This window comes from Flavobacterium sp. N2820 (genome assembly GCF_025947285.1).
Lineage (GTDB): Bacteria > Bacteroidota > Bacteroidia > Flavobacteriales > Flavobacteriaceae > Flavobacterium.
Map to the genome: position 1 here is coordinate 548,072 of NZ_CP110008.1, position 12,411 is coordinate 560,482.

The 12,411-nt window shown below is 29.9% G+C and carries 13 protein-coding genes; 7 read left to right on the top strand and 6 right to left on the bottom strand.

The annotated features are described in order from the left end of the window. Positions 1-474, bottom strand: coding sequence for a 23S rRNA (pseudouridine(1915)-N(3))-methyltransferase RlmH (gene rlmH, locus OLM52_RS02575; protein WP_264549585.1), 474 nt, complete (start codon positions 472-474; stop codon positions 1-3). A gap of 90 nt (positions 475-564) precedes the next feature. Beyond that, entirely contained in the window at positions 565-1,584 is a 1,020-nt protein-coding gene (locus OLM52_RS02580; protein ID WP_264549586.1) for a M28 family metallopeptidase, read from the bottom strand. Between the two features lie 167 nt (positions 1,585-1,751). Here OLM52_RS02580 and OLM52_RS02585 point away from each other — a divergent pair, with 167 nt between their 5' ends. From OLM52_RS02585 to OLM52_RS02615, 7 genes are all read left to right on the top strand, one after another. After that, entirely contained in the window at positions 1,752-3,311 is a 1,560-nt protein-coding gene (locus OLM52_RS02585) for a protein adenylyltransferase SelO (RefSeq protein WP_264549587.1), read from the top strand. 143 nt (positions 3,312-3,454) lie between these two features. Continuing rightward, entirely contained in the window at positions 3,455-7,024 is a 3,570-nt protein-coding gene (locus tag OLM52_RS02590; protein WP_264549588.1) for a PAS domain S-box protein, read from the top strand. A 3-nt stretch (positions 7,025-7,027) separates the two neighbouring features. Beyond that, positions 7,028-7,387, top strand: a complete 360-nt coding sequence (locus tag OLM52_RS02595) for a response regulator (RefSeq protein WP_264549589.1) — start codon at positions 7,028-7,030, stop codon at positions 7,385-7,387. A gap of 58 nt (positions 7,388-7,445) precedes the next feature. Continuing rightward, positions 7,446-7,781 (top strand): bacillithiol system redox-active protein YtxJ, encoded by a 336-nt coding sequence (gene ytxJ, locus OLM52_RS02600; RefSeq protein ID WP_264549590.1) that lies wholly within the window; start codon positions 7,446-7,448, stop codon positions 7,779-7,781. A gap of 247 nt (positions 7,782-8,028) precedes the next feature. Then, entirely contained in the window at positions 8,029-9,531 is a 1,503-nt protein-coding gene (locus tag OLM52_RS02605; protein ID WP_264549591.1) for a PAS domain-containing sensor histidine kinase, read from the top strand. Continuing rightward, a complete protein-coding gene (locus OLM52_RS02610; RefSeq protein ID WP_264549592.1) occupies positions 9,528-9,926 on the top strand; it encodes a response regulator in 399 nt (132 codons plus the stop codon). The genes OLM52_RS02605 and OLM52_RS02610 overlap by 4 nt, the downstream gene beginning before the upstream one ends. Then, a complete protein-coding gene (locus OLM52_RS02615; protein ID WP_264549593.1) occupies positions 9,916-10,053 on the top strand; it encodes a monothiol bacilliredoxin BrxC family protein in 138 nt (45 codons plus the stop codon). Before OLM52_RS02610 ends, OLM52_RS02615 begins: the two co-directional genes overlap by 11 nt. A 195-nt stretch (positions 10,054-10,248) precedes the next feature. Here OLM52_RS02615 and OLM52_RS02620 read toward each other — a convergent pair whose 3' ends face one another. The 4 genes from OLM52_RS02620 to OLM52_RS02635 all read right to left on the bottom strand — a co-directional run bounded on the left by OLM52_RS02620 (position 10,249) and on the right by OLM52_RS02635 (position 12,407). Continuing rightward, positions 10,249-10,557, bottom strand: a complete 309-nt coding sequence (locus OLM52_RS02620; RefSeq protein ID WP_264549594.1) for a hypothetical protein — start codon at positions 10,555-10,557, stop codon at positions 10,249-10,251. Between the two features lie 378 nt (positions 10,558-10,935). After that, a complete protein-coding gene (locus OLM52_RS02625) occupies positions 10,936-11,403 on the bottom strand; it encodes a hypothetical protein (protein WP_264549595.1) in 468 nt (155 codons plus the stop codon). 1 nt (position 11,404) lies between these two features. Continuing rightward, a complete protein-coding gene (locus OLM52_RS02630) occupies positions 11,405-11,860 on the bottom strand; it encodes a hypothetical protein (protein ID WP_264549596.1) in 456 nt (151 codons plus the stop codon). 199 nt (positions 11,861-12,059) lie between these two features. Beyond that, positions 12,060-12,407: a DUF6686 family protein gene (locus OLM52_RS02635; protein WP_264549597.1), complete on the bottom strand. Its 348-nt coding sequence runs from the start codon at positions 12,405-12,407 to the stop codon at positions 12,060-12,062. Positions 12,408-12,411: the final 4 nt, after the last annotated feature.

Below are 12,411 nucleotides of genomic sequence, written 5' to 3' on the forward strand. Positions count from 1 at the left end.
TTATTGATGATGATAAGGTTCATTTCTTAAAATCGTAAAACCTCTATAAATTTGTTCTATTACAAACAAACGAACCATTTGATGCGAAAAAGTCATTTCTGATAGCGATACTTTTCCTTGTGCTTTTTGATACACTAAATCACTAAAACCATACGGACCTCCAATGACAAAAACCAATGTTTTTATTCCAGCATTCATTTTCTTTTGTAAATAATCAGAAAAGGCTACACTACTAAAGGTTTTTCCATTTTCATCCAATAAAATCAACTGATCAGTTGCACTAATCTTTGATAAAATTAGTTCGCCTTCTTTTTCTTTTTGTTGTGCTTCTGATAAATTCTTTACGTTTTTAATATCGGGAATTATTTCTAAATCAAATTTTACGTAAAAAGACAATCGTTTGATATAATCATCAATTAACGTTTGTAACGATTTATTATCTGTTTTTCCTATAGCTATTAGCCTAATGTTCATGTAAATTGAATAAAAAAAATATAGGCAAAATTAAAGTTTACGTTTTAAAATAAACTATAATTTCACCTATATTTTTATTGTTTTAAAGATTTATTTTCCGTCTCTATCAACTTTAATTTTTTCAGGACGATTTGCTAATTCCCATGCTAAACCAAAGGCTAATTGAGCTCTTTTTGCTAGTGCATCATATTCAATTTTATCAGGAGTATCAGTAGGTTTGTGATAATCTGCGTGAATCCCATTAAAAAAGAAAATTGCTGGAATTCCTTTTTTTGCAAAATTATAATGATCCGAACGGTAGTAAATTCTTTCAGGATCATTTCTATCGTTGTATTTATAATCAAAATCTAATTTTGTGTATTTTGAATTTACTTCCTCATTGATTGTATGTAATTCACTACTCAATCGATCTGAACCAATTACATATACATAATTATTGGTATTTGGATGCAAAGTATCGCGTCTACCAATCATATCAATGTTAATATTTGCCACAGTATTTTTTAAAGGAAACAAAGGGTTTTCAGAATAAAATCTTGAACCATGTAATCCGTGTTCTTCGCCGGTTACATGCAAAAATAAAATGGAACGTTTAGGACCATGACCTTTTTTTACGGCTTCATTAAAAGCTTGTGCTATTTCTAATAAAGCAACTGTTCCAGAACCATCGTCATCTGCACCATTATAAATTTCTCCATTTTTCATACCTACGTGGTCATAGTGTGCAGAAATAACAACAATTTCTTCTGGTTTTTCTGAACCTTTTATAAATGCCCAAATGTTTTCTGAATCATTTAATTTAGGCGCAAACCCTCTTTTCATAAAATCAGAAGGCACTTTTTGATACCAATCTGTTGCCGCTTCTGGGAAAGAAACGCCCATTTTTTTATACTCTTCAATTAAATAATTTCCTGCTTTTTTTTGTCCAGTTTCACCTGTATTTCTACCTTCCATTTCATCACCAGCAACCACATAAAGATGTTTGCTTAACTCTGGAGCCGTAATTGTGTTAATGTAAGTGCCAAGATCTGCTTTTGTAGCAAGCTTTGTTGATGAACAACTCATCAAAATCAAAGACAAAACAGCACCTGAAAACAATATTTTTTTCATAAAAATTGGTTTTTTGGTTTTTAATTGTAAAACAAATATAATTAGTTAGTAGCAGAAATAGTTTTTTTATTACACTTTCAATGCTAATTTTAACAAAATTTGAAGATTAATACTGATTAACACAAATTTACATTGAGTAACTTTGCATAAAACAACCCTTTTGTACAATGAAATTATACTTAGACGATACATTTAATAAGAAATTACCAGCCGATTTAAATACATCAAATACAAGAAGGCAAGTGTTTGATGCTGCTTTTTCATTTGTGTCACCACGTATTCCTTCTTGTCCAAAATTAATTCATGTTGCTGATGAAGTTGCTCAATTATTAGGTATTACCGATTCAGTAACCAAGTCGTCAGATTTTTTAAATTTAGTTTCAGGTGCTACAATTTATCCCAATACTAAACCTTATGCAATGGCATATGCTGGACATCAATTTGGTAATTGGGCCGGGCAATTAGGTGATGGAAGAGCAATTAATTTATTTGAAATTTTATATAATAATAAACGTTGGTCCTTACAATTAAAAGGGGCAGGAGAGACACCTTATTCCAGAACAGCAGATGGCTTAGCGGTTTTGCGTTCCTCAATTCGGGAGCATTTGTGTAGTGAAGCGATGTATTATTTAGGAGTACCAACTACTCGTTCGCTAGCTTTGGTAACGAGTGGAGACAAAGTTTTACGGGATGTTTTATACAATGGAAATGCAGCTTATGAAGAAGGTGCTATTGTATGTAGAGTTGCTCCGACCTTTATTCGATTTGGAAATTTTCAGTTGTTTGCTGCTCGTAAAGACATTAAAAACCTTCAGCTTTTGGCGGATTATACCATTCACTATTTTTATCCTGAAATCACCACTTCTGGGAAAGATAAATACGTGCAATTTTATCAAGAAATCATTCAACGAACTTTAAAAATGGTTTTGCATTGGCAATGCGTAGGATTTGTACATGGGGTTATGAATACCGATAATATGTCTATTTTAGGAGTAACAATTGATTATGGTCCATATGGTTGGTTAGAAGATTATGACCCAGATTGGACACCCAATACAACTGATGCCGAAGGAAAAAGATATCGTTTTAGAAATCAACCCGATATTGCTTTATGGAATTTGGTGCAGCTTGGAAATGCTTTGTATCCTTTAATTGAAGATATTCATGCCATGGAAGAGGTTTTAAATGGTTATAGTAAAACATTTGACTTGGAGTTTCCTAAAATGATGCAACAAAAAGTAGGATTGACTTCTAATTATGATGCAAATTTTCAGGATGAATTGACAACTTTATTAACCATTTCTGAAACCGATATGACTATTTTTTATCGCAATTTAGCTAATATATTAAAAAATGACTCATCAGAAGAAGCTTTAGCCAAAGTTGAGGTTGCTTTTTATCAACCTGAGAACATTATTAATGATTTAAAAGCACGTTGGGTGAATTGGATGAAATCATATTTAGAGAAAATTAAAGCTGAAAATTTTTCAGACGAAGAAAGAAAACAAGACATGAATTTAGTTAATCCAAAATATGTATTGCGAAATTACATGGCACAAATGGCTATTGAAGCTGCAGAAAAAGAGGATTTTTCTGTTATTAATGAATTGTATGTTTTGCTTAAAAATCCATACAATGAACAGTTAGAGCATGAAAAATGGTTTGCAAAACGACCAGAGTGGGCTCGCAATAAAGTTGGATGTTCTATGTTGTCTTGTAGTTCTTAATTTGTTCTTTTACAGCACTTTATGTGTTTTTTAGTTAAAAAAAATTACAGATAATTTAATATTTATTTTTTTTATTAAAAAAATTAATGTTTATTTGTAACAAATTCCCCCTACTTTGAAATAAATGTAACATAAATTTTTTTATGATTGACATTGTACCCCTACAGAATAATTTCAAAGAATTTAGGGATTTTGTTTTAGATGATTTTATTAGTAAACAATTAGATAATACAATTAATTATTTAGTTGATTATCTTGAATTGCCTTATGCTTATATTTTTCTTTCTCAAGAAGATGAAACTTTTTATAAAATAAGTGGCAATTTTGAGCCTTCATTTCTTCCATCAGCTTTTACGGAATTTACGAATCAAATTATTGCAAATAATACGTCCTGTATAAAATCAAATTTAAAGGAAAAATTAAACCTAGTTCATTCCTCTACAGAAATACAGTTTTTTTCAGGTTTTCCTATTACAATTCATGAAAAAGAAGTAATAGGAACTATTTGTTTTTTAGATATAACGAATAAAGAGTTTTCAGATAAAGATTTGAAAACTATACAGTTTTCTATTGACAATCTACAATCTTTCTTAAAATTACACCTTGAAAATTTTAATTTTGAAAAAGCCATTACTAAAAGTAAAGAACGATTTGATTTATTTATAGAAAATTCTAAAGAGATTTTTTATGAACTTCAATTGGATGGAACAATACTTTATGTTTCAGAAAGTTGGACAGAAAATATTGGGCATGAAGTCGATGAAATAATAGGAAAAAATACGGCCAACTTAATTCATCCAGATGATATAGAAAGTGTTTATGAGTTTTTAAGCAAATTAATTGTCAATCAAAAATGTGCTGAAGCGGTTGTATATAGACTACTTCACAAAAATGGATATTATGTTTGGCACTCAACTGATGTCAAGTTGATTGAACGCGATAATCAGTTTTATTACATTGGAAATTGTAGGGATATTACTAATTTTATTAAGGCTCAAGAAGAAATTTCTTATCAAAAAGAGTTTTATGAAAAGATATTAGATCGTTTGCCTATCGATTTGGGTGTTTGGGACATAAATCATAAATATTTATACTTAAATCAAGCGGCTATTCGAAATAATGAGCTAAGAAAGTTTATTATTGGAAAAGACGATTTTGATTATGCTAAGCATACCAAAAGAGACGATACTTTTGCAAAATTGCGTAGAGAGCGATTTGTTAAGGCATTAGATACCAGAGAAATTGTAGAGTGGGAAGATCAAATTATTGGTTTGCAAGGAGAACTGTTTTTTCATACTCGAAAATTTATTCCAATTTACAATGATGATGGTAGCTTTGATATGATGACGGGTTACGGAATTGATTTGACTGAAAGCAAAAGAATTAATGAAGAAATTTTAAGAAGTCGTCAATTAATTAATAGTGTCATTCAAAATGCCGCTGTAGGTATAATTGTTCAAGGTCCTCAATCTGAATTTTTAGAATACAACAGAGCCGCTTGTGAAATGCTAGGCCTTACAGAAGACCAAATGTTAGGGAAGTCATCATTTGATCCACATTGGAAGGTTATTCATTTAGATGGAACAGAATTTAAACCCGAAGAACATCCTGTACCTCAAGCAATTAAAAAAGAAATTCCTATTAACAATATCACAATGGGAGTACATAGACCAATTACGAATGATTTAGTATGGTTGCTTGTAGACGCCATTCCTGTATTAGGGGAGTCAAAAGAATTGCTTTATGTTATTTGTACTTTTAATGATATTACCGCCAGAAAAAAAGCCGAAGATGCTTTAAAAATTAGCAACGAAAGATTTACATATGCCAGTGAGGCTACTTCAGATGCCTTATGGGATTGGGATATTATCAACAATGAAATTTTTGTAGGGGAAAGTTATTCCTATTTATTTGGCTATCAATTTAAAGATAATATCATTCCTGCAGAAATATGTGAAAGCTTTGTTCATCCTTTAGATAAAGAACGTTATGATGCATCTATTGATAAAGCACTAGATGAAGGCAATACAAAATGGTCTCATGAATATCGTTATTTAAAGGCGAATGGTAATTATGCTTATGTTAGTGATAAAGCTATTATTATTAGAGATGATAAAGGCAATCCTGTTCGTATGATTGGTGCTATGCAAAATATTACCAAAGAGAAAAAATTAAACGATAAATTATTACAAAGTGAAGAACGCTTTAAAGGTGCTTTCTTTCATTCTTCACTTGGAATGGCTATTGTTGATTTAGATGGCTATTGGATTGAAGTAAATGACAGATTGTGTCAAATTTTAGGCTATACAAATGAAGAATTTAAAAAACTTACCTTTTCTGAAATAACATATTTTGAAGATTTAGCGGAAGATTTAGACAATAAAGCAAAACTGGTTAAAGGAGAACAGCCCGGTTTTAGTATGGAAAAAAGATATGTTCATAAAAACAAATCTTTGATATGGGTATTGTTATCGGTTTCTTTAGTTCGAAATGCACAGGGTAAAATTCAGCATTATGTTGCACAAATTATCGATATCTCGGAACGAAAGAAAATGGAAGAGGAAAACCGAATATTGATAGAAGAAAATAATAGAAACAAAGCCATACAATTAAATGAGGTTAAAAACATGTATCGATTATTGGCAGATAATATTATTGATTTGGTTTGTTTGCATAGTTTAGATACAACTTTTCAATATGTTTCACCTTCTGTAAAAACTTTATTAGGATATAGTCCTCAAGAATTAATTGGGACACTTCCAGAACAATTAGTACATCCAGATGATTTAGAGAAGTTCAAAAAACAATCTAAAAAAATTCTTTCACGTACGGGTGGTTTTTCAGAGCAATTAAGGTTAAGAAACGCATCGGGAGAATATTCCTGGTTCGAAACCAATGCAACTTTAGTTTTTGAAAATGGCATCCCTGTTAGTTTTCAATCCAGTACTAGGGATATTACGCAACGTAAAAAAGCAGAAAAAATTATCGAAGATACCTTGGTGCAGGAACGTCAGTTAAACGAATTAAGAACCAACTTAGTATCAACAATTTCACACGAGTTTAGAACTCCTATGACAACGATTAGAACCAGTGCAGAGTTGATTACGATGTATTTGGAAGGAAGCGAATTTAACTTCAATCCTCAAGTAGAAAAAAGGGTTCAAACAATTACAGAAGAAATAGATCGAATCGTTGAATTAATGGATGCTGTTTTAACAATTTCAAAAGATGATGCGGGTAAAACTAATTTCAGTCCTGTTTATTGTAATTTAAAAGAAATTTGTTTAGATGTTATTGAAACCAGTTATGGACATTTAAAAGACAGTAGAGGAGTAGATGCAACTTATGAAGATGAAGCAATTATATTTGCCGATGTCAATTTGATAAAATATACCTTATTTAATGTACTTAGTAATGCCTTTAAATATTCAGAAGGTTCACAAAATGTAAAACTGCACCTTTTTATTAAAGAACAAAATGTAGTTATTGAAGTTATAGATTTTGGTATAGGAATTCCACAAGAAGACCAGTCAAAACTTTTCAATACATTTTACAGAGCGAGTAACTCAAACGGTATTCAGGGTACCGGACTTGGTTTATACATTATTAAAATGTTTACCAAGAAAAATTCTGGAAAAGTAAAATTAGAAAGTCAATTAGGAAAAGGAACCAAAGTAACTTTAAAATTCCCATTAGTAACCCTTCAACAATAGAGTATGCCAAAAATATTGATTATTGATGACGAAATTAATCTACGCGAAACAATAGCAGAAATGCTGACTTATTTAGGGTATGAAATTTACTTATCTACCGATGGTTTAGATGGCTTAGAAAAGGTAAAAAGTGTGCAACCCCATTTGATAATTTGTGATATTATGATGCCAGTTTTAGACGGATATGGTTTTATGGAACACCATCAATCGTCTGATTATAAGCACATACCTGTTTTGTTTTTATCGGCTAAAGTGGAGCCAAGAGACAAAGAAAAAGGGATCGCGCTTGGGGTAAAAGATTATATTACAAAACCCTTTACTTTTAAAGATTTAAAAGCAACGATTGATTTGTTTTTAACATAAAAGGAATTAATTTTTTAAAGTCTGTACTTTGTTCTAACTTCGTAGTTTAAAAAAAAGTATGAAAAATTGGAATCCAATTACAACAGCACAAGACGTTTTAACGATCATTGAAAATTCGGTTGAAAAGCCGCAAATTATTTTTAAAGATAGCGTTACCTGTGGCATCAGTGCTTATGCAAAAGAGCGTTTGGTTAGCGGAAATGATCTATTGATAGCTAAAGCCGATTTTAATTATTTAGACTTACTTTCATACCGAAGTGTTTCTAATTTTATTGCCGATGAACTGAACGTAATTCACCAATCGCCACAAATTATCGTATTGAAAAATAAAGAAGTCGTTTATCGTGTTTCACATCATAGCATTCAACCCGAAGATATTGCGAAGTATTTGTAATAACAAATACTATTTTTTATGATAATTAATTTTTATATCTATTTGATTATTTTTTAAATTTTTTATAAAAATAAAATTCGCATTAATTGTTGCATAAAATTGAAGAATTATTATTAAATTTAAGCAAATACTGATAATTTAACATTTAAAAATGTGAATTGTAAAAAAAGATGCTTAAATTTGATAATGTTTCAATCTAAATTAATTCTCTATTTAGGAAAATTTATATGCAACAAATCTTTTAGGTATGATTAAAAAAGAAACTGAGGAAGACGAGCTTCTTAAGAAGATTAAAGAAATTTCCGATTACAAATATGCATTAGATGAATCATCAATACTTGCAATTACAGATCAGAAAGGAATAATTCATCATGTAAACGATAACTTTTGCAGGATATCAAAGTATTCACGTGAAGAACTTTTAGGAAAAGATCATCGCATTATCAATTCTGGGTATCATCCGAAATCATATATTAAAAGCCTTTGGACAACTATTGCACGTGGTAAAATTTGGAAAGGAGAACTTAAAAATAGAGCAAAAGATGGGTCGGCCTATTGGGTAGATACTACGATTGTTCCTTTTTTAAATGAAGATGGAAAACCTTATCAATACGTAGCCATTCGTTCCGATATTACGGAGCGTAAACGAGGCGAAGAAGAGTTGCTTAAAAAGATTAAAGAAATTTCCGATTACAAATATGCTTTAGACGAATCTTCCATAGTTGCTATTACAAATCAAAAAGGAATTATAACCCACGTAAATGATAATTTTTGCAAAATATCTAAGTATAGTCGCGAAGAATTAATAGGAAAAGATCATCGTATTATTAATTCATCTCATCATCCTAAAGAGTTTATTAAAGATTTGTGGACTACTATTGCTAATGGCAAAGTGTGGAAAGGTGAACTTAAAAACAAAGCAAAAGATGGGTCTGCTTATTGGGTTGATACTACCATAGTTCCCTTTTTAAATGAACGAGGTAAGCCTTATCAATATGTAGCCATTCGTTCCGATATTTCTGAACGAAAAAGAGGAGAAGAAAGAATTGCTAAAATATTACTAGATATTGAACAACAAAACACACAATTGGTTGACTTTTGTAATATTGTTTCTCATAATCTTAGATCGCCATTAATTAATATCTCTATGTTAATTGAATTTTTGGAAACCTGTGATGAGGAAGAAGAAAGAACTAAAATACTAAGTAAATTAAAACCTGTTGTAAATCATTTGAACACTATTTTTGACGAATTAGTAGAATCATTACAAATCAAACAAGATTCGGAAATTGATTTAACACCTGTTGACTTGAAGAAAACCCTTGATACTATTTTAATGGTTTTTGAGACACAAATTAATCAATATAGCGCCAATGTAAAAATTGATTTAGAAGAAACAATTGTAACATATTCTCAAAAATATGCCGACAGTATTTTAACGAATTTAGTAAGTAATGCATTAAAATATAAATCACCTAACCGATTGCTTACTTTGGATGTGAAAACCTACTACGACGATAAAGGTTTGGTTTTATCTGTTGCAGATAATGGTTTAGGAATTGATTTAAACAGACACAAAAATAGTATGTTTAAAATTCGTAAAGTATTTCATGTGCATCCTGATTCTCGTGGTTTTGGATTATTTATAACAAAAACCCAAGTAGATGCAATGGGTGGTGAAATATGGGTTGATAGCCTACCCGATGTAGGAAGTACCTTTTATATTAGATTAAACTCCAACACAATATGAAGAAAATTGAAATTATTGCCCTAATTGATGATGACCCTGCTTTTGTATTCATAACAGAAAAAATTATAGAAAAAACAAACCATTTTAAAGAAGTTAAGGTTTTTGATAATGGATTATATGCTTTGAACTATTTAAAAGAAAATTTAAATAACGATACACATTTGCCTAATATTATTTTCCTAGATTTATCAATGCCTGTTATGGATGGTTGGCAGTTTCTAGATGAGTACGCTTTATTAGAAATTAAAAACAAAAGTAAAATAACGGTCTACATTTGTTCGTCTTCTATATCACCATATGATATTACACGTGCCAAAAGTATTAGTGACGTAACAGATTTTATTATTAAACCAATAACAAAAGAGAAGTTAACAGAAATTGTTAGTGCGTTTTAATTTTATTGCCGATGAACTGCATGTAATACACCAATCGCCACAAATTATCGTATTGAAAAATAAAGAAGTCGTTTATCGTGTTTCACATCATAGCATTCAACCTGAAGAGATTGCGAAGTGGTTGTAGGATTGTGTTGTAAATTAAAACAAAATCCAGAGTAGACAGGAACAGTTTTTTAATTTTAACGTTTTGGTACTACAGCGGGTTTGGGATAAAGTACGCCTTAATTTTCGGTTTAGTACTGAACTTTAAAGCACAAAACCAACTTTCCATTAAGCCAATTGCCCAAATCCGTTGTAGTAGCTGTTAACTGCAGTTTTTTTATGGCAGATAAATTACTTCATCTAGTTTTTTAATTTTTTTCACACCATCGAGTATGTTTTCAATATTTGAATAATTTAATATTAAACTGGTAATGATTATTTCTTTTCCATCGTGAGAATATAGTTTTGTATATCCAAAATCATACAAAGGATTTCTGTGATCTTTAGTAGATAAGTGAAATTCTATAAGCTTCAAATTTTCCGAATTAAAAATGTATCTAGAATTATTAATTGTTGTAATTGTTTCATTTTGATAATCAATAATAATTCTTGTGAATTTTTCGTGCCAAAAATATTTCAAATACATATAAGCTAATTGACCACAACGATAAAATAAATAGAATAGTAAGAAGTAAAAAAATATTGCTAAAAAAATAGTTTTGTAATTAGAACTAAAAAATCTAGGGAAAAAATTTATTCCTGCAAAAATGCAGAATGTACAGATAAAACACGAAAGCAAAAATAGTAATGATGCAAATAGAAATTTGAAATTAAATAATGTGTAAGTTTTAATTTTTGGCATATAGCTGATTTAAAATTGCAGTTAACGTGTTGCCGCTTGTGGCAGTTGCGTAAATTTATAACAAAAGATTGCAAGTACAAAACTCCTCGTAGAATTTTCGGAGAAAATTCCGAACACACACCAAGCCTAGCAATTGCTACAAACGGCTGTTATGCATAGTGTTTATTTTTCAACAATTTTTTTTGTAAGTTTTCCAAATTCTTGGTCAATATTTAGAGTTAACTCATAAATTTCATTAAAGCATTGAATCAATTTAATTTCATCATTTCTTGAGTTTGTTATATCAACTACTTTTTGTCTATAATTATCAATTAATAAATTTAATTTTGAGGAAGCTTCAACCTCTTTTTCATTTTTTAATTTGAAAATTTTTTCAAAATAAATATTTAATGAATTTATTATTTCGTCAACATTTGTTCCCCTTGCAATCTTTTGTCTATGAGCAATTTTTTTAATTTGTTCAATTGTAGTTGTTGTATTTTCATTAATATTAGAAAATTTCATGACTTTAAATAAGCCAAATATTTCATCTTTTGTCTTCTTTATGATTGTAGAATATTTATAAGTATACAATGCCGCTCCGATAGATACTAATGAACCTAATAAGCCTATTATTTCATACCATTTCATATTATACTAGACTTAGTTCATTAATATCAAAATTTCTAACAATACTAAAAGCTTCAATTGGGCAGTTGCCATTTTCTACCAATTTATCCCAAAACATTTGGTCGAATGATCCTCTTAAAAACATGTATCTAAAAATAGCAATTAAATGAAATCGTTCAGTTTTTATTGAGAATTTTTCGCCTCTAACAAAAAAATCTTCATACTCATAAAATGAGTAGTATTTTTTATTTAACCATTCTTTGTCAGCAAAATCGGTGACAATATCTACAGTTTCTTTTTTGATTATGAATTGTTCTTCATATTGTAAATGTAATTCAGAAAATTCCAACAAAGGAAACATAGATACGTCCCAAGCATATGCATAATCATTCGAAATCAAATTTGAAGTTTCTGGATTAATTTTACATTGGAGAATTTGTATTCTTTGGATGTTAAATAACGCTTTTTCGATGTTCATAATTTTATAGTTGTTATTAAGGTAACATTATGCATAATTAGTAAATATAAGATATAAAACTTCGTATATACATCCATTTTAGGTAGATATGCGAAGTTTTATATCGCTTTTACTTAATCAAATATAACGATTTTTTCTTACAAATCATCCATTAAAATTTTAATCGTTTAAAGAACAAAAAAGCCCACCAAAGTGAGCTTCAATTCCAAAATATTCCATTTTTTAAATCGTTGTAACTTAACATTTCGTTGGTGTTGTCGATGTTGAGGAGTAAGAGCAACTCATACAATTCAAAGCGGTTCACTAGAATAATAAAATTGCTTTGCAACGTTGGAATAGGGATTTTCTTTTTGTAAATGGAGCGTTCGTATTCCTTTTCCCAATACTCAATATTAATTTGTTTTAAATACTTTTTAAAAGCAATTAATTCGTCTTCAGAAAGGCTAAAGTTGAGGTTATTGAAGGTTAATTGGTAATTGCCACAACCTTTCAAGAAAATCAGCATGCCGTTTGGGGTTTGTTTTAAAATGGAATAATTGCAACACATACTT